At 51.2% G+C, this 15,872-nt stretch carries 25 protein-coding genes; 1 reads left to right on the forward strand and 24 read right to left on the reverse strand.

The window, feature by feature from the left end:
- From rpsE to rpsJ, 20 genes are all read right to left on the reverse strand, one after another.
- A complete protein-coding gene (gene rpsE / locus BY447_RS08655; protein WP_003850164.1) occupies positions 1 to 501 on the reverse strand; it encodes a 30S ribosomal protein S5 in 501 nt (166 codons plus the stop codon).
- A gap of 14 nt (positions 502 to 515) precedes the next feature.
- On the reverse strand, positions 516 to 869 hold the full coding sequence (gene rplR, locus BY447_RS08660) for a 50S ribosomal protein L18 (protein WP_003850163.1): 354 nt from the start codon (positions 867 to 869) through the stop codon (positions 516 to 518).
- A gap of 9 nt (positions 870 to 878) precedes the next feature.
- Positions 879 to 1,412, reverse strand: coding sequence for a 50S ribosomal protein L6 (rplF, locus tag BY447_RS08665; RefSeq protein WP_013359237.1), 534 nt, complete (start codon positions 1,410 to 1,412; stop codon positions 879 to 881).
- Positions 1,413 to 1,425: 13 nt separating this feature from the next.
- Positions 1,426 to 1,818: a 30S ribosomal protein S8 gene (rpsH, locus tag BY447_RS08670; protein WP_003850158.1), complete on the reverse strand. Its 393-nt coding sequence runs from the start codon at positions 1,816 to 1,818 to the stop codon at positions 1,426 to 1,428.
- Between the two features lie 32 nt (positions 1,819 to 1,850).
- Positions 1,851 to 2,156: a 30S ribosomal protein S14 gene (gene rpsN, locus BY447_RS08675; protein ID WP_008927132.1), complete on the reverse strand. Its 306-nt coding sequence runs from the start codon at positions 2,154 to 2,156 to the stop codon at positions 1,851 to 1,853.
- A gap of 14 nt (positions 2,157 to 2,170) precedes the next feature.
- Complete coding sequence (gene rplE / locus BY447_RS08680) at positions 2,171 to 2,710, reverse strand: 50S ribosomal protein L5 (protein WP_003850155.1); 540 nt, start codon at positions 2,708 to 2,710, stop codon at positions 2,171 to 2,173.
- A gap of 14 nt (positions 2,711 to 2,724) precedes the next feature.
- Complete coding sequence (gene rplX, locus BY447_RS08685; protein ID WP_003850150.1) at positions 2,725 to 3,039, reverse strand: 50S ribosomal protein L24; 315 nt, start codon at positions 3,037 to 3,039, stop codon at positions 2,725 to 2,727.
- Positions 3,040 to 3,049: 10 nt separating this feature from the next.
- On the reverse strand, positions 3,050 to 3,421 hold the full coding sequence (gene rplN / locus BY447_RS08690) for a 50S ribosomal protein L14 (RefSeq protein ID WP_006120590.1): 372 nt from the start codon (positions 3,419 to 3,421) through the stop codon (positions 3,050 to 3,052).
- A 248-nt stretch (positions 3,422 to 3,669) separates the two neighbouring features.
- A complete protein-coding gene (locus BY447_RS08695; protein ID WP_110330959.1) occupies positions 3,670 to 5,022 on the reverse strand; it encodes an 8-oxoguanine deaminase in 1,353 nt (450 codons plus the stop codon).
- A 358-nt stretch (positions 5,023 to 5,380) separates the two neighbouring features.
- Entirely contained in the window at positions 5,381 to 5,635 is a 255-nt protein-coding gene (gene rpsQ / locus BY447_RS08700; protein ID WP_003850147.1) for a 30S ribosomal protein S17, read from the reverse strand.
- Positions 5,635 to 5,826 carry a 50S ribosomal protein L29 gene (gene rpmC / locus BY447_RS08705; protein WP_003850146.1) on the reverse strand — a complete coding sequence of 64 codons (192 nt, stop codon included), beginning with the start codon at positions 5,824 to 5,826 and terminating at the stop codon, positions 5,635 to 5,637. Before rpmC ends, rpsQ begins: the two co-directional genes overlap by 1 nt.
- Positions 5,826 to 6,236, reverse strand: a complete 411-nt coding sequence (rplP, locus tag BY447_RS08710; protein WP_008927134.1) for a 50S ribosomal protein L16 — start codon at positions 6,234 to 6,236, stop codon at positions 5,826 to 5,828. The genes rpmC and rplP overlap by 1 nt, the downstream gene beginning before the upstream one ends.
- A 12-nt stretch (positions 6,237 to 6,248) precedes the next feature.
- Positions 6,249 to 6,947, reverse strand: a complete 699-nt coding sequence (gene rpsC, locus BY447_RS08715; RefSeq protein ID WP_008927135.1) for a 30S ribosomal protein S3 — start codon at positions 6,945 to 6,947, stop codon at positions 6,249 to 6,251.
- A 17-nt stretch (positions 6,948 to 6,964) separates the two neighbouring features.
- Positions 6,965 to 7,297: a 50S ribosomal protein L22 gene (gene rplV / locus BY447_RS08720; RefSeq protein ID WP_008927136.1), complete on the reverse strand. Its 333-nt coding sequence runs from the start codon at positions 7,295 to 7,297 to the stop codon at positions 6,965 to 6,967.
- 13 nt (positions 7,298 to 7,310) lie between these two features.
- The gene (gene rpsS / locus BY447_RS08725) at positions 7,311 to 7,589 is read right to left on the reverse strand and encodes a 30S ribosomal protein S19 (RefSeq protein WP_001138115.1); all 279 of its coding nucleotides are present in this window, start codon (positions 7,587 to 7,589) and stop codon (positions 7,311 to 7,313) included.
- Between the two features lie 16 nt (positions 7,590 to 7,605).
- Positions 7,606 to 8,427 (reverse strand): 50S ribosomal protein L2, encoded by an 822-nt coding sequence (gene rplB / locus BY447_RS08730; RefSeq protein ID WP_013359239.1) that lies wholly within the window; start codon positions 8,425 to 8,427, stop codon positions 7,606 to 7,608.
- 17 nt (positions 8,428 to 8,444) lie between these two features.
- Positions 8,445 to 8,747, reverse strand: coding sequence for a 50S ribosomal protein L23 (gene rplW, locus BY447_RS08735; protein WP_003850708.1), 303 nt, complete (start codon positions 8,745 to 8,747; stop codon positions 8,445 to 8,447).
- Positions 8,744 to 9,349 (reverse strand): 50S ribosomal protein L4, encoded by a 606-nt coding sequence (gene rplD / locus BY447_RS08740; RefSeq protein ID WP_003850711.1) that lies wholly within the window; start codon positions 9,347 to 9,349, stop codon positions 8,744 to 8,746. Before rplD ends, rplW begins: the two co-directional genes overlap by 4 nt.
- A 10-nt stretch (positions 9,350 to 9,359) precedes the next feature.
- Complete coding sequence (gene rplC / locus BY447_RS08745; protein WP_003850712.1) at positions 9,360 to 9,989, reverse strand: 50S ribosomal protein L3; 630 nt, start codon at positions 9,987 to 9,989, stop codon at positions 9,360 to 9,362.
- 32 nt (positions 9,990 to 10,021) lie between these two features.
- Positions 10,022 to 10,333, reverse strand: a complete 312-nt coding sequence (gene rpsJ / locus BY447_RS08750; protein ID WP_001181005.1) for a 30S ribosomal protein S10 — start codon at positions 10,331 to 10,333, stop codon at positions 10,022 to 10,024.
- Positions 10,334 to 10,726: 393 nt separating this feature from the next.
- Here rpsJ and BY447_RS08755 point away from each other — a divergent pair, with 393 nt between their 5' ends.
- Complete coding sequence (locus BY447_RS08755) at positions 10,727 to 11,494, forward strand: prepilin peptidase (protein WP_110330960.1); 768 nt, start codon at positions 10,727 to 10,729, stop codon at positions 11,492 to 11,494.
- Here BY447_RS08755 and bfr read toward each other — a convergent pair.
- From bfr to fusA, 4 genes are all read right to left on the reverse strand, one after another.
- Positions 11,481 to 11,954, reverse strand: coding sequence for a bacterioferritin (gene bfr / locus BY447_RS08760; protein WP_013359241.1), 474 nt, complete (start codon positions 11,952 to 11,954; stop codon positions 11,481 to 11,483). The genes BY447_RS08755 and bfr overlap by 14 nt on opposite strands.
- 100 nt (positions 11,955 to 12,054) lie before the next feature.
- On the reverse strand, positions 12,055 to 12,249 hold the full coding sequence (gene bfd / locus BY447_RS08765; protein WP_033784140.1) for a bacterioferritin-associated ferredoxin: 195 nt from the start codon (positions 12,247 to 12,249) through the stop codon (positions 12,055 to 12,057).
- 172 nt (positions 12,250 to 12,421) lie between these two features.
- Positions 12,422 to 13,606, reverse strand: coding sequence for an elongation factor Tu (gene tuf / locus BY447_RS08770; RefSeq protein ID WP_013359243.1), 1,185 nt, complete (start codon positions 13,604 to 13,606; stop codon positions 12,422 to 12,424).
- A gap of 68 nt (positions 13,607 to 13,674) precedes the next feature.
- Positions 13,675 to 15,789, reverse strand: coding sequence for an elongation factor G (gene fusA, locus BY447_RS08775; RefSeq protein ID WP_033734130.1), 2,115 nt, complete (start codon positions 15,787 to 15,789; stop codon positions 13,675 to 13,677).
- Positions 15,790 to 15,872: the final 83 nt, after the last annotated feature.

Raw genomic sequence — 15,872 nt, forward strand, 5'->3', positions numbered from 1 at the left:
TTACCCCAGAATTTCTTCAACGGATTTACCACGCTTAGCAGCGACCATTTCCGGAGATTTCATATTGCCCAGGCCGTCGATAGTTGCACGAACCACGTTAATCGGGTTAGTAGAACCATAGGCTTTTGCCAGTACGTTATGAACTCCAGCGACTTCCAGAACGGCGCGCATTGCACCACCGGCGATGATACCGGTACCTTCTGAAGCCGGCTGCATGAACACGCGGGAACCCGTGTGTGCACCTTTAACAGGGTGCTGCAGGGTGCCGTTGGTCAGCGCGACGTTAACCATGTTGCGACGGGCTTTCTCCATCGCTTTCTGGATCGCTGCTGGAACTTCACGCGCTTTACCGTAACCAAAACCTACGCGACCATTACCATCACCTACCACAGTCAGTGCTGTGAAGGAGAAGATACGACCACCTTTAACAGTTTTAGAAACACGGTTTACCGCGATCAGTTTTTCCTGCAGTTCGCCAGCTTGTTTCTCGATGTGTGCCATCTTAGACCTCTACCTTAGAACTGAAGGCCAGCTTCACGGGCAGCATCTGCCAGTGCCTGGACGCGACCATGATATTGGAAACCGGAACGGTCGAAAGAAACACCAGTGATGCCTTTTTCGATTGCGCGTTCTGCGATAGCTTTACCTACTGCAGCTGCGGCTTCTTTATTACCGGTATACTTCAGTTGTTCAGTGATAGCTTTTTCTACAGTAGAAGCAGCGACCAGAACTTCGGAACCGTTCGGGGCGATTACCTGTGCGTAAATATGACGCGGGGTACGATGTACCACCAGGCGAGTAGCACCCAGCTCTTTGAGCTTGCGACGTGCACGGGTCGCACGACGGATACGAGCAGATTTCTTATCCATAGTGTTACCTTACTTCTTCTTAGCCTCTTTGGTACGCACGACTTCGTCGGCGTAACGGACACCCTTGCCTTTATAAGGCTCAGGACGACGGTAGGCGCGCAGGTCCGCAGCAACCTGACCAATCAGCTGTTTATCAGCGCCTTTCAGCACGATCTCAGTCTGAGTTGGACATTCTGCAGTGATACCCGCGGGCAGCTGGTGATCGACTGGATGAGAAAAGCCCAGAGACAGGTTTACCACGTCGCCTTTAACGGCTGCACGATAACCTACACCAACCAGCTGCAGCTTCTTAGTGAAGCCTTCGGTAACACCGATAACCATTGCGTTCAGCAGCGCGCGAGAAGTACCCGCCTGCGCCCAGCCGTCAACGAAACCTTCGCGCGGAGCGAAAGTCAGAGCGTTGTCAGCATGCTTAACTTCAACAGCATCATTGATAGTACGAGTCAGCTCGCCGTTTTTACCTTTAATCGAAATTACCTGACCGTCGAGTTTTACCTCTACGCCGGCAGGAACAACGACAGGTGCTTTAGCAACACGAGACATATGTATCCTCCGATTACGCTACGTAGCAGATAATTTCGCCACCAAGACCTGCCTGGCGCGCTGCACGATCAGTCATGACACCTTTGGATGTAGAAACTACAGCGATGCCCATACCAGCCATTACCTTTGGCAGCTCATCTTTTTTCTTATAGATGCGCAGGCCAGGACGGCTTACTCGCTGAATGCTTTCTACAACAGCTTTGCCCTGGAAATACTTGAGAGTAAGTTCCAGTTCCAGCTTGATGTCGCCTTCGATTTTGAAATCTTCAATATATCCTTCTTCCTTCAGAACGTTGGCAATTGCCAATTTCAGCTTGGAGGAAGGCATGGTGACCGCAACTTTGTTCGCGGCCTGACCGTTACGGATACGGGTCAGCATATCCGCGATCGGATCTTGCATGCTCATCTGTGTTACTCCCGTGATTCAATTGGTGACAATTACCAGCTAGCCTTTTTCAGACCCGGAATTTCACCGCGCATGGCGGCTTCACGGACCTTGATACGGCTCAACCCAAACTTCCGCAGGAAACCGTGCGGACGACCTGTTTGACGGCAGCGGTTACGCTGACGTGAAGGGCTGGAATCACGCGGCAGACTCTGCAGCTTCAGAACAGCATCCCAACGGTCTTCGTCGGAAGCGTTCACATCAGAGATGATCGCTTTCAGTTCAGCGCGTTTAGCGAAGAATTTGTCTGCTAATTTTGCACGCTTAACTTCGCGCGCTTTCATAGATTGCTTAGCCATTAAGTAACCCTACCTTACTTACGGAACGGGAAGTCAAAGGCAGCCAGCAGAGCACGGCCTTCATCATCAGATTTCGCAGTAGTGGTAATGGTGATATCCAAACCACGAACGCGATCGACTTTGTCGTAGTCGATTTCTGGGAAGATGATCTGCTCACGTACACCCATGCTGTAGTTGCCACGACCATCGAATGACTTAGCGGACAAGCCACGGAAGTCACGGATACGTGGAACTGCAATGGTGACCAGACGCTCAAAGAACTCCCACATGCGCTCGCCACGCAGAGTTACTTTACAGCCGATCGGATAGCCCTGACGGATTTTGAAGCCTGCAACTGATTTGCGTGCTTTGGTGACCAGCGGTTTTTGACCGGAGATTGCTGCCAGGTCAGCTGCTGCGTTATCCAGCAGTTTCTTGTCAGCGATCGCTTCACCAACACCCATGTTCAGGGTGATCTTCTCGACCCGAGGGACTTGCATGACAGAATTGTAGCCAAACTCTGTCATGAGTTTCTGGACTACTTCGTCTTTGTAGTAATCATGCAGTTTCGCCATCGTACTACTCCAAATTACTTGATAGTTTCGCTGTTAGACTTGAAGAAACGGACTTTTTTGCCGTCTTCGAATCTAAAGCCTACACGGTCAGCCTTACCAGTTGCCGCGTTGAACAGTGCAACGTTAGAAACCTGAATAGCAGCTTCTTTTTCAACGATGCCACCTGGTTGGTTCAGGGCCGGAACCGGCTTCTGATGTTTTTTAACCAGGTTGATACCTTCAACGATGACCTTACCAGAAGACAGGACATTCTTAACTTTACCGCGCTTACCTTTATCTTTACCGGTTAACACGATAACTTCGTCGTTACGACGGATTTTAGCTGCCATTGTTCGCTCCTTAGAGTACTTCTGGTGCCAGAGAGATAATTTTCATGAACTTTTCAGTACGAAGTTCACGAGTTACCGGCCCAAAAATACGCGTACCGATAGGCTGCTCACTGTTATTGTTCAGAATAACGCATGCATTACCATCGAAGCGAATGACAGAACCGTCCGGGCGACGAACACCCTTCCTGGTGCGCACCACTACCGCCTTCAGGACATCACCTTTTTTGACTTTACCACGAGGAATTGCTTCCTTGATGGTAACTTTGATGATGTCACCGACGCCTGCGTAGCGACGGTGCGAGCCACCCAGAACCTTGATACACATTACGCGACGTGCACCGGAGTTGTCGGCGACGTTCAGCATAGTCTGTTCTTGGATCATTTTAGTGCTCCGCTAATGTCAACTACTACTTCGGGACCTAAACCTCAGGTCGTTAGAAAGCCCCATAATTGAGGGCGCGGCATTGTAACACCGGTTCTCACAGATGGGTAGAAAAAATAAACGGCTCTCAATCGAGCCGCTGATTTTCCCTGATGACAGGGAGGGCGTATTCTAGGGAATAGTGCGAACAGTAGCAAATGTAATCTGCCTTATTTTTCGTCGCCTCCCTAATAAAGTGCCCTTCTGACTCAACTAACCAGTTTTCTGGCCAGTTGGTTATGCTGATGCAGCACGGCTGGCAGTTCAATTCCGGCCAGTTGTCCGTCACGCACCCTGACTTTTCCGTTGATGATGCTGTAAGCGACCTGCCCCGGATTACAGAACACCAGGGCGGCGACAGGATCGTGCCCTGCCCCGGCAAGACCAATGCGATTCAGGTCAAAGATCGCCAAGTCAGCCATCATGCCCGGTGCAATGGCGCCCACGTCGTCGCGATTCAGCACTTTTGCTCCACCCAGCGTCGCCAGCTCCAGAGCCTGACGTGCCGTCATCGCATCCGGGCCGAACCCCACGCGTTGCAACAGCATCGCCTGACGTACCTCTGCCATCATGTCTGAGCTGTCATTGGAGGCTGACCCATCCACGCCCATACCGACATGGACACCGGCATCACACATGTGGCGTATCGGTGCAATACCCGAACCGAGACGCATGTTTGAACAGGGACAGTGTGCGACGCCGGTTCCGGTACGTGCAAAGAGCTCCATACCATGCTGATCCAGTTTAACGCAGTGTGCATGCCAGACATCCGGCCCTACCCAGCCGAGGTCCTCAACGTACTGCGCTGGCGTCATGTTGAATTTCTCGCGGCTATAGCGGATATCGCTGTCGTTCTCCGCCAGATGAGTATGCATCGAGACGTTGAAGCTGCGTGCCAGTGCAGCGGACTGCTTCATCAGCTCACGACTGACCGAGAACGGTGAACATGGTGCCACCACGATGCGTAACATCGAGCCGTGGCTGTCATCGTGATAGCGCTCAATCACACGCTGCGTGTCCCTGAGGATGGCGGCTTCATTCTCAACCAGCGAATCAGGCGGCAGGCCACCCAGGGATTTACCGACGCTCATGCTGCCCCGGCTGGCATGGAAACGCATGCCCATTAACGCTGCAGCCTCAATGCTGTCGTCAAGCTTACAGCCGTTAGGGTAGACATAGAGATGGTCACTGGTGGTGGTACAACCGGAAAGCATTAACTCGGCCATCGAAATCTGCGTTGAGATATGAATCATCTCAGGTGTCAGATTCTGCCATAGTGGGTAGAGGTGGGTAAGCCAGTTGAACAGTTCGCCGTTTTGTACCGCAGGAATAGCCCGGGTCAGGCTCTGATACATGTGATGATGCGTATTAATCAGGCCAGGTATAACAATGTGTCCCCGCAGATCGATAATCTCATCTGCGCTATCGGGTAACGATCCTGCTTCCCCGACCGCAACGATCTGATTTCCTTTAATCAGAATACTGGCGTTCCGTATTTCCCGCCGGTCGGCATCCATGCAGATCACGCATTCAGCATTCTTCAGTAACAGAGTTCGTTCCATGCTATTGCCTGTGGGTTGTGATTGTGTGCTACCCGATAATAGCGGCAAGCTTTTGGCAGAGCTAATCGCAGGCAACGCAGCTAACAGTGGCAGCTTTATCAGTGACCGGCGTAATCGGTCAGGACTCTCCATTTTCACAGCACATTTCCTTGTACAGTTATGATAACCCGGAACTTTATGGCCCGCAGCTTTCAGGCCTCATTGCCTGAACCGTCTCAGCTTAGACCTGACAATCTGCTAAATTTTTGAGCACCATCAAATCTGCTCTGTCACAGGCACAAATGGATCAACCCCCGATTACAGGCAAAAAAAAACCCCCTGCCGAAGCAGAGGGTTTCCTCAGAGAATACAATTCTTATTACAGAACCGCTTTCTCGATTACGCGAACCAGGGTCCAGGATTTAGTCTTGGACAGTGGACGGCATTCGCGGATTTCTACCACGTCACCAATTCCACATTCATTGTTCTCGTCATGGATGTGCAGCTTGGTCGTACGTTTGATGAATTTGCCGTAGATCGGGTGTTTCACAAAACGTTCGATAGCAACAACTGCAGATTTCTGCATTTTGTCACTTACTACACGACCCTGCAGAGTACGGATTTTATCGGTCATTACGAACCCGCCTTCTCAGTCAGTAAAGTCTTAACGCGTGCAACATCACGGCGAACCTGTTTCAGCAGATGAGTCTGCTGCAGTTGGCCAGATGCTGCCTGCATGCGCAGGTTAAATTGCTCACGCAGCAGATTAAGCAGCTCAGTGTTCAGCTCTTCAACGCTTTTTTCACGCAGCTCAGTTGCTTTCATTACATCACCGTCTTAGTTACAAAGGTGGTTTTGATAGGCAGTTTTGCTGCTGCCAGCTTGAATGCTTCACGGGCCAGCTCTTCTGGTACGCCGTCCATTTCATACAGGACTTTACCAGGCTGGATCAGGGCAACCCAATACTCTACGTTACCCTTACCTTTACCCATACGCACTTCCAGCGGCTTCTCGGTGATCGGTTTGTCCGGGAATACTCGGATCCAGATCTTACCTTGACGCTTAACTGCACGGGTCATAGCACGACGTGCTGCTTCGATCTGACGAGCAGTCAGACGACCACGGCCAACAGCTTTCAGACCGAAAGTACCGAAGCTGACATCCGTACCCGCAGCCAGACCGCGGTTACGGCCTTTGTGCACCTTACGGAATTTCGTACGCTTTGGTTGTAACATCAGCGACTCTCCTTACTTACGGCCTTTACGCTGCTGCTTTTTAGGTTGAGCAGCCGGTTCCGGTTGTTCAACAGCAGCCATACCACCCAGGATCTCACCTTTGAAGATCCATACCTTAACGCCGATTACACCATAAGTGGTGTGCGCTTCAGAGGTGTTGTAGTCAATGTCAGCACGCAGTGTGTGCAATGGCACGCGACCTTCACGATACCATTCGGTACGTGCGATCTCAGCGCCACCCAGACGGCCGCTAACTTCAACTTTAATACCCTTCGCGCCAAGACGCATGGCGTTCTGAACTGCACGCTTCATAGCACGACGGAACATCACACGACGCTCCAGCTGTGAAGTGATGCTGTCAGCTACCAGTTTCGCGTCCAGTTCCGGCTTGCGGACTTCGGCGATATTAATCTGTGCAGGAACGCCAGCGATTTTCGCGACGACCGTGCGCAGTTTTTCTACATCTTCGCCTTTCTTACCGATAACGATGCCCGGACGAGCGGTGTGAATAGTCACACGGATGCTCTTCGCTGGACGCTCGATAACGATACGAGAGACAGATGCTTTAGCCAGTTCTTTAGTCAGGAACTGACGTACTTTAAAATCGCTGTCCAGGTTGTCAGCGAATTCGTTGGTGTTCGCAAACCAGGTAGAGTTCCATGGTTTTACAATACCCAGGCGAATACCATTAGGATGTACTTTCTGACCCATTGCTAGTCTCCAGAGTCTCAGCGATCGGACACAACCACAGTAATGTGGCTGGTGCGCTTCAGGATGCGATCTGCACGACCTTTGGCACGCGGCATAATGCGTTTCATGGTCGGACCTTCATCAACGAAAATTTTCGTGATTTTCAGATCGTCGATATCAGCGCCATCGTTGTGTTCGGCGTTAGCAATGGCAGATTCCAGAACTTTTTTGACCAGTACAGCCGCTTTCTTATTGGTGTAGGTCAAAATGTCCAGTGCCTGCGACACTTTCTTACCGCGAATCAGGTCAGCAACAAGGCGAACCTTCTGAGCAGAAGAACGAGCGTGGCGATGTTGAGCTAAAGTTTCCATCTCTTCCTCCTACTTATTTCTTCTTGGCTTTTTTATCAGCCGCGTGACCGCGATAAGTACGTGTCGGCGCGAATTCACCCAGTTTGTGACCAACCATTTCGTCGGAAACAAAGACAGGAACGTGCTGACGACCATTATGGACAGCGATGGTCAAACCGATCATGTTAGGAAAGATCGTTGAACGACGGGACCAAGTGCGCAAAGGCTTCTTGTCACCGCTTTCCACCGCTTTCTCTACCTTCTTCAGCAAGTGCAGGTCAATAAAAGGACCTTTCTTGAGAGAACGTGGCATGGCTTATCCTCTAATATTATTTGCTACGGCGACGTACGATAAACTTATCGGTACGCTTGTTGCTACGGGTCTTCTTACCTTTGGTCTGAACGCCCCACGGAGTTACCGGGTGCTTACCAAAGTTACGACCTTCACCACCACCGTGCGGGTGATCAACTGGGTTCATCGCGGTACCACGAACGGTCGGACGAACACCACGCCAACGGGCTGCACCAGCTTTACCCAGAACGCGCAGCATATGCTCAGCGTTGCCGACTTCGCCCAGTGTTGCGCGGCAGTCAGACTCGACTTTACGCATTTCACCTGAACGCAGACGCAGGGTAACGTAAGAACCTTCACGCGCAACGATCTGCACGTAAGCACCAGCTGAGCGAGCAATCTGACCGCCTTTGCCTGGTTTCATTTCTACGTTATGCACGGTTGAACCCACCGGGATGTTACGCATCGGCAGTGTGTTACCTGCTTTGATCGCAGCATCAACGCCAGATTGGATCTGGTCGCCGGCTTTCAGGCCTTTAGGGGCCAGGATGTAACGGCGCTCGCCGTCTTTGTACAGAACCAGTGCGATGTTCGCAGAGCGGTTCGGATCGTACTCAAGACGTTCAACGGTTGCCGGGATACCATCTTTGTTGCGTTTGAAGTCAACAATACGGTAAGCCTGCTTGTGACCACCACCGATATGACGGGTAGTGATGCGACCATTGTTGTTACGGCCACCGGATTTGCTGTTTTTTTCTACCAGCGGGGCAAATGGTTTGCCCTTGTGCAGCTCCGCGTTTACCACTTTAACTACATGGCGACGACCCGGAGATGTCGGTTTACATTTAACAACTGCCATTGTCTTTCTCCTCCGACTTACTCAGCGCCGCCAGCGAAGTCCAGATTCTGGCCTTCTTTCAGGGTGACGTAAGCTTTTTTCCAGTCGCTACGACGACCGATACGCTGTCCTTGACGCTTAACTTTGCCCTTAACTACCAGGGTGTTTACGTCTTTAACTTCAACTTCGAACAGTTTCTCAACAGCAGCAACGATCTCTGCTTTGGTCGCGTCATTAGCAACTTTGAGAACGATGGTATTAGTTTTTTCCATCGCGCTAGATGCTTTTTCAGATACGTGCGGCGCGCGCAGTACTTTCAGCAGACGTTCTTCACGGATCATGCCAGCATCTCCTCAACTTGCTTAACTGCATCAGCAGTCATAACGACTTTGTCGAAGGCGATCAGGCTAACTGGGTCGATACCGGATGCATCACGCACGTCAACCTTGTACAAGTTACGCGCAGCCAGGAACAGATTCTCATCCAGTTCACCGGTGATGATCAGCACGTCTTCCAGAGCCATGTCTTTCAGTTTCTGTACCAGCAGCTTGGTTTTCGGTGCTTCTACAGCAAATGATTCGACAACGATCAGACGATCTTGACGTACCAGCTCGGACAGGATGCTTTTCAGCGCGCCGCGGTACATCTTTTTGTTAACTTTTTGACTGTGGTCCTGCGGCTTCGCAGCAAAGGTCACGCCACCTGAACGCCAGATTGGGCTCTTTACAGAACCTGCACGCGCACGGCCGGTGCCTTTTTGACGCCATGGCTTTTTGCCTGAACCGGTTACTTCGGCGCGAGTTTTCTGCGCGCGAGTACCCTGGCGGGCGCCAGATGCGTAAGCAACAACAACCTGGTGAACCAGCGCTTCGTTGAAATCACGACCGAAGGTAGTTTCGGAAACAGTCAGCGCGCTCTGCGCGTCTTTCAATACTAATTCCATTGCTATCCCCTTACGCCTTCACAGCTGGTTTAACGATCAGGTCGCTACCGGTAGCACCGGGAACTGCACCTTTAACCAGCAGCAGGTTGCGCTCAGCGTCAACACGTACTACGTCCAGACTCTGAACGGTTACGCGCTCATTACCCAGCTGACCTGCCATTTTCTTGCCTTTGAACACTTTGCCCGGAGTCTGGTTCTGACCGATAGAACCCGGAACGCGGTGAGACAAGGAGTTACCGTGAGTAGCGTCCTGGGTACGGAAGTTCCAGCGCTTAACGGTACCGGCGAAACCTTTACCTTTAGAGGTACCGGTTACGTCAACTTTCTTAACTTCAGCGAAAATCTCAACGCTGATGCTCTGACCTACAGAGTACTCTTCACCTTCAGCGGTGCGGAATTCCCACAGGCCACGGCCAGCTTCAACGCCAGCTTTAGCAAAATGACCAGCTTCAGGTTTGGTCACACGGTTTGCTTTTTTAGCACCGGTGGTAACCTGAATTGCCTGGTAACCATCGTTTTCCAGGCCTTTGACCTGAGTAACGCGGTTCGCTTCAACTTCGATTACGGTGACGGGGATAGAAACGCCATCTTCAGTGAAGATGCGGGTCATGCCCACTTTTTTACCGACTAAACCAATCATTGTTTCAACCTCTCAATCGCTCGATGACCTGATTAACCCAGGCTGATCTGCACGTCAACACCGGCAGCCAGATCCAGACGCATCAGAGCATCAACCGTTTTTTCAGTTGGCTCAACGATGTCTACCAGACGCTTGTGAGTGCGGATTTCGTACTGATCACGCGCATCTTTGTTAACGTGCGGAGAGATCAGAACAGTAAAACGCTCTTTGCGGGTTGGCAGCGGGATTGGACCACGAACCTGCGCACCAGTGCGCTTGGCGGTCTCAACGATTTCCGCGGTTGATTGATCGATCAGACGATGATCAAACGCTTTAAGACGGATACGGATTCTTTGGTTCTGCATGAGACCAGAGCTCCAAACTTTTTATAGACGAAAAAAATTACTACTCGAGCCCATTACGATTGATGGGAGAGTGTAATCGTTCAGCATATAACTCCCCAATTGGGAGTATTGTCAGGCGGCCTATATTTCAGCCGTCTGCGATTCTGCTCGAATCGCGCCTGCAATATCTGCAGGCCCGCGCATTATACGTAAATCTGTTCAGGAAGCAACCCGTGTTGCGGTTTTCCCTGTTAAATAGTGGCCGGTTCGTGCGGCACGCGTCGCAATGCATTGCCACAGAGCGGTTAAACCACAAATTTTGTTGCGAGCACTTTTCCGCCGTTATTTATCCATGGATGACACAGGATAAGAAGCCGATGAAAGTGCTCTTAACTTCTCATCCGGAGCAGCATCATGTCACTGTTCACTCAATTCATAGCACTCGCTGGCGGAGGCGCACTGGGAAGCTTTCTTTCGCTGGCCTGTGTGCGCTTCTCACCTGCCCTCTCGCCCGCTCAGTGGTTTGTCGCACTCTGCTTTCCCGGTTCACGGTGTGATTGTTGTCAGCAGCACCTGCTATGGCGCGATACGCTGCCATTGATTAGCTGGCCATGGTTAAGAGGCCGGTGCCGCTTCTGTCATCATCCGTTCGGTGCGAAAAGCTTTATCACTGAATGGCTGGTCGCAATACTTTGCCTGCTGGTGCTGCAAAGCTTCACCGATCCTGCCGACGCTATCTTCATCATTACTGCCTCCAGCCTGCTGCTTCTGGTGGCTGCCATTGATCGCCACCACTTCTGTATACCTGACCCGCTCAGCTATCTGCTGCTCTGGCTGGGATTACTTCACGCCACCGTAACCGGAAATGAAACAGCAGCGATATGGGGCGCCCTGTCGGGCTACTGTACATTATGGCTACTTGCCTGGAGCTATCGGCAGGTTCGGGGCCACGAAGGATTGGGTTATGGTGATATGAAGCTTTTCGCGGCGTTAGGGGCGTGCTGTGGATGGCAGGCACTACCCTGGATTGCACTGGGAAGCACTTTTCTGGCGCTGGCGACAATTGTAATGCTGCAGCGTCGGGGGATAATTCAGGGGAAAAGCCCGCTGCCGTTTGGCCCTTTCCTGGCCATTGCGGGCTGGGTAACGATCGTGCTGCAGACCCGATTCACTCTTCTTTGATTTGAGCCTGCAGATAGTTCTGGATGCCCATCTTCTGGATTAACTCAAGTTCCGTTTCAATCCAGTCGATGTGATGCTCTTCATCAGCCAGAATTTCAATCATCATGTCACGACTGACATAGTCATGTACCTTGTCAGCATAGGAGATGGCCTCACGCAGATCTTTAGCGCCTTCCAGCTCCAGATTCAGGTCTGAACTCAGCATCTCCTCGACGTCTTCACCAATACGCAGACGTCCCAGATCCTGAAGATTTGGAATGCCCTCAAGAAAGAGTATGCGTTCAATGTATTTGTCAGCATGCTTCATCTCGTCGATCGATTCGTGATACTCCACATCGTTGAGGCGCGTCAGCCCCCAGTTTTTAAACATGCGCGCATGCAGAAAGTACTGGTTGATGGCAACCAGTTCATTTCCAAGCAGTTTATTAAGATGGCTGATAACTTTGATATCGCCCTTCATTGTTAACCCTCCGCGTCTGGTTTATTAGAGCGTAGATGTGGTTAAAAAGAAGTCAAAAAAACGCGATAGATATTGTGGGTATTCACACATCCAGGGGCAGTCAGGCTATCTCTTTATAGAGCGGGGCATGCTGCATCTCTTCATCCATAATCTCACGCGCAGCACGAACGCATTTGCCACACTGTTTGCCTACCGGAACAAACTGGCGCAGCTGCTGAATAGATTTGGGCTGATATCGACGCACAACTTCACGAAGGGTTTTATCACTGATGGCATTACACAGGCAGACGTACATTGATTCATCACTCGGGTACATTTTCTGTACACAGTGTAAATGCGAATCGTTTTTATTTCAAACCTACCCTTTGCAGGGTTATGACCATTTTCAGAGCAAAAAAAAGAGCACCGGAGTGCTCTTTTTCACTGTGTTGCAATGGCCGTTTGCACGACCACAGCAGGTATCACAATTAAGCGATAACTTTAGCAACAACACCCGCGCCAACGGTACGGCCACCTTCGCGGATTGCGAAGCGCAGACCTTCGTCCATTGCGATTGGGTGGATCAGGGTAACAACCATTTTGATGTTGTCACCTGGCATGACCATTTCAACGCCTTCTGGCAGCTCTACTGAACCGGTCACGTCAGTGGTACGGAAGTAGAACTGTGGACGGTAGCCCTTGAAGAACGGAGTATGGCGGCCACCTTCGTCTTTAGACAGAACGTAAACTTCTGACTCGAACTGGGTGTGCGGCTTGATTGAGCCTGGCTTAGCCAGAACCTGGCCACGCTGGATGTCTTCACGCTTGATACCGCGCAGCAGAACACCACAGTTTTCGCCTGCCTGACCCTGGTCCAGCAGCTTACGGAACATCTCAACACCGGTACAGGTTGATTTCGCAGTATCTTTGATACCCACGATTTCAACTTCGTCGCCGACTTTAACGATGCCGCGCTCAACACGACCGGTAACAACAGTACCACGGCCAGAGATTGAGAATACGTCTTCGATTGGCAGCAGGAACGGCATGTCGATCGCACGCTGTGGTTCTGGGATATAGGTATCCAGATGCTCAGCCAGTTCGATAATTTTCGCTTCCCACTCAGCTTCGCCTTCCAGCGCTTTCAGAGCAGAACCACGAACGATTGGAGTGTCGTCGCCTGGGAAGTCATAGGCTGACAGCAGGTCACGAACTTCCATCTCAACCAGTTCCAGCAGCTCTTCATCATCAACCATGTCACATTTGTTCAGGAACACGATGATGTAAGGAACGCCAACCTGACGACCCAGCAGGATGTGCTCACGGGTCTGTGGCATCGGGCCATCAGTCGCAGCAACAACCAGGATCGCGCCGTCCATCTGCGCAGCACCGGTGATCATGTTTTTCACATAGTCGGCGTGGCCTGGGCAGTCAACGTGTGCATAGTGACGTGACGGGGTTTCATACTCAACGTGTGAAGTGTTGATGGTGATACCACGTGCTTTCTCTTCTGGTGCGTTATCGATCTGATCGAATGCACGAGCCTGGCCGCCGTAAGTTTTAGACAGTACGGTGGTGATAGCTGCAGTCAGGGTGGTTTTACCGTGGTCGACGTGACCGATGGTGCCCACGTTTACGTGCAGTTTGTTACGCTGAAATTGCTCTTTCGCCATGGCGATAATTCCTTACGTTGTGCCTTCACCATCTGGGTGAAGGCATCAGTTCAAATTTAAACCGTAGCTTATTTGCTACGAGCTTCAATAACGGCCTGCGCTACGTTGTTCGGCGCATCGTCATACTTCAGGAACTCCATGGAGTAAGAAGCACGACCTTTGGTCAGAGAACGCAGCTGAGTTGCGTATCCGAACATCTCAGACAACGGAACTTCAGCGTGAATCTGAACGCCAGTAGCGTTAGATTCCTGCCCTTTGAGCATACCACGACGACGGCTAAGGTCACCGATGACATCACCCGTGTTCTCTTCTGGCGTTTCAACTTCAACCTTCATGATAGGCTCAAGCAGAACAGGTGTCGCTTGTTTAAAGCCTTGTTTGAAGGCAATAGACGCGGCCAGTTTAAACGCCAGTTCTGAGGAGTCGACATCATGGTAAGAACCGAAGTGCAGACGCACGCCCAGATCCACAACCGGATAACCAGCCAGAGGGCCTGATTTCAGCTGCTCCTGGATACCTTTGTCAACCGCAGGGATGTATTCACCAGGAATCACACCACCTTTGATGTCGTTGACAAATTCGTAACCTTTCGGGTTCGAACCTGGCTCCAGTGGGTACATGTCGATAACAACATGACCGTACTGACCACGACCACCAGACTGCTTGGCGTGTTTACCTTCAACATCGGTAACTTTGTTGCGAATCGCTTCACGGTAAGCAACCTGTGGTTTACCCACGTTTGCTTCAACGTTGAACTCACGCTTCATGCGGTCAACGATGATGTCGAGGTGCAACTCACCCATACCTGCGATGATGGTCTGGTTAGATTCTTCATCAGTCCAGACGCGGAATGATGGGTCTTCTTTCGCCAGACGGCCCAGAGCCAGACCCATTTTTTCCTGGTCAGCTTTGGTTTTTGGTTCAACGGCGATAGAGATTACCGGCTCCGGGAACTCCATGCGCTCAAGGATGATGACGTTCTCTGGGTCACACAGAGTGTCACCAGTGGTCACATCTTTCAGGCCGATTGCAGCTGCGATATCACCCGCACGGACTTCTTTGATCTCTTCACGCTTGTTAGCGTGCATCTGAACGATACGGCCCAGACGCTCACGGTTTGACTTAACCGGGTTGAACACGGTGTCGCCAGTGTTAACAACACCAGAGTAAACGCGGAAGAAGGTCAGGTTACCTACAAACGGGTCAGTAGCGATTTTGAACGCCAGTGCAGCAAACGGCTCGTTGTCGTCTGAGTGACGAACAGCCGGCGTGTCTTTACCGTCGTCCAGCATACCGTTGATCGCGGTAACGTCAGTCGGTGCTGGCAGATATTCAACAACTGCATCCAGCATCGCCTGAACACCTTTGTTCTTAAATGCAGAACCACAGGTTACCAGGATGATTTCGTTGTTCAGAACACGCTTACGCAGAGATGTTTTGATCTCTTCTTCAGTCAGTTCTTCACCACCGAAGAATTTCTCCATCAGCTCATCAGAGCCTTCAGCAGCGGCTTCAACCAGCTTCGCACGCCATTCTTCAGCCAGTTCCTGCATATCAGCTGGAATATCTTCGTAAACGAAGGTCACACCCTGATCTTCGTCGTTCCAGTTGATTGCTTTCATTTTCACCAGGTCAACAACACCGGTGAATTTCTCTTCTGCGCCGATAGCCAGCTGCAGAGGAACGGGAGTTGCGCCCAGACGAACTTCCATCTGGTTAACAACTTTCAGGAAGTTAGCACCCATGCGGTCCATTTTGTTAACGAACGCAATGCGTGGAACTTTGTATTTGTTAGCCTGACGCCATACGGTCTCAGACTGTGGCTGAACGCCACCAACTGCACAGTAAACCATTACCGCGCCATCAAGCACACGCATAGAACGTTCTACTTCAATGGTGAAGTCAACGTGTCCAGGGGTGTCGATGATGTTGATGTGGTGTGGTTCGAACTGCTTAGCCATACCAGACCAGTAACAGGTGGTCGCAGCGGAAGTGATGGTAATACCACGTTCCTGTTCCTGCTCCATCCAGTCCATGGTTGCTGCGCCGTCATGTACTTCACCGATTTTGTGGTTTACACCGGTGTAGAACAGAACGCGTTCGGTAGTGGTAGTCTTACCGGCGTCGATGTGCGCACTGATACCGATGTTACGGTAGCGAGCAATGGGTGTTTTACGAGCCATTTGATTCCTCGGTTTTTCGGACGTTCAAAATTAGTCAACCCCAGCGGGTTGGCCCTTTGGGCGCCCGCTGGTTTAACAACTAC

The sequence above is a fragment of the Pantoea sp. JKS000250 genome (genome assembly GCF_003201065.1).
GTDB classification, from domain to species: Bacteria; Pseudomonadota; Gammaproteobacteria; order Enterobacterales; family Enterobacteriaceae; genus Pantoea; species Pantoea vagans.

Bases quoted from the DNA above. Each gene is read 5' to 3' on its own strand.
- rpsE (WP_003850164.1), bottom strand. From the start codon at position 501: ATGGCACACATCGAGAAACAAGCTGGCGAACTGCAGGAAAAACTGATC.
- rplR (WP_003850163.1), bottom strand. From the start codon at position 869: ATGGATAAGAAATCTGCTCGTATCCGTCGTGCGACCCGTGCACGTCGC.
- rplF (WP_013359237.1), bottom strand. From the start codon at position 1,412: ATGTCTCGTGTTGCTAAAGCACCTGTCGTTGTTCCTGCCGGCGTAGAG.
- rpsH (WP_003850158.1), bottom strand. From the start codon at position 1,818: ATGAGCATGCAAGATCCGATCGCGGATATGCTGACCCGTATCCGTAAC.
- rpsN (WP_008927132.1), bottom strand. From the start codon at position 2,156: ATGGCTAAGCAATCTATGAAAGCGCGCGAAGTTAAGCGTGCAAAATTA.
- rplE (WP_003850155.1), bottom strand. From the start codon at position 2,710: ATGGCGAAACTGCATGATTACTACAAAGACGAAGTAGTCCAGAAACTC.
- rplX (WP_003850150.1), bottom strand. From the start codon at position 3,039: ATGGCAGCTAAAATCCGTCGTAACGACGAAGTTATCGTGTTAACCGGT.
- rplN (WP_006120590.1), bottom strand. From the start codon at position 3,421: ATGATCCAAGAACAGACTATGCTGAACGTCGCCGACAACTCCGGTGCA.
- BY447_RS08695 (WP_110330959.1), bottom strand. From the start codon at position 5,022: ATGGAACGAACTCTGTTACTGAAGAATGCTGAATGCGTGATCTGCATG.
- rpsQ (WP_003850147.1), bottom strand. From the start codon at position 5,635: ATGACCGATAAAATCCGTACTCTGCAGGGTCGTGTAGTAAGTGACAAA.
- rpmC (WP_003850146.1), bottom strand. From the start codon at position 5,826: ATGAAAGCAACTGAGCTGCGTGAAAAAAGCGTTGAAGAGCTGAACACT.
- rplP (WP_008927134.1), bottom strand. From the start codon at position 6,236: ATGTTACAACCAAAGCGTACGAAATTCCGTAAGGTGCACAAAGGCCGT.
- rpsC (WP_008927135.1), bottom strand. From the start codon at position 6,947: ATGGGTCAGAAAGTACATCCTAATGGTATTCGCCTGGGTATTGTAAAA.
- rplV (WP_008927136.1), bottom strand. From the start codon at position 7,297: ATGGAAACTTTAGCTCAACATCGCCACGCTCGTTCTTCTGCTCAGAAG.
- rpsS (WP_001138115.1), bottom strand. From the start codon at position 7,589: ATGCCACGTTCTCTCAAGAAAGGTCCTTTTATTGACCTGCACTTGCTG.
- rplB (WP_013359239.1), bottom strand. From the start codon at position 8,427: ATGGCAGTTGTTAAATGTAAACCGACATCTCCGGGTCGTCGCCATGTA.
- rplW (WP_003850708.1), bottom strand. From the start codon at position 8,747: ATGATCCGTGAAGAACGTCTGCTGAAAGTACTGCGCGCGCCGCACGTA.
- rplD (WP_003850711.1), bottom strand. From the start codon at position 9,349: ATGGAATTAGTATTGAAAGACGCGCAGAGCGCGCTGACTGTTTCCGAA.
- rplC (WP_003850712.1), bottom strand. From the start codon at position 9,989: ATGATTGGTTTAGTCGGTAAAAAAGTGGGCATGACCCGCATCTTCACT.
- rpsJ (WP_001181005.1), bottom strand. From the start codon at position 10,333: ATGCAGAACCAAAGAATCCGTATCCGTCTTAAAGCGTTTGATCATCGT.
- BY447_RS08755 (WP_110330960.1), top strand. From the start codon at position 10,727: ATGTCACTGTTCACTCAATTCATAGCACTCGCTGGCGGAGGCGCACTG.
- bfr (WP_013359241.1), bottom strand. From the start codon at position 11,954: ATGAAGGGCGATATCAAAGTTATCAGCCATCTTAATAAACTGCTTGGA.
- bfd (WP_033784140.1), bottom strand. From the start codon at position 12,249: ATGTACGTCTGCCTGTGTAATGCCATCAGTGATAAAACCCTTCGTGAA.
- tuf (WP_013359243.1), bottom strand. From the start codon at position 13,606: ATGGCGAAAGAGCAATTTCAGCGTAACAAACTGCACGTAAACGTGGGC.
- fusA (WP_033734130.1), bottom strand. From the start codon at position 15,789: ATGGCTCGTAAAACACCCATTGCTCGCTACCGTAACATCGGTATCAGT.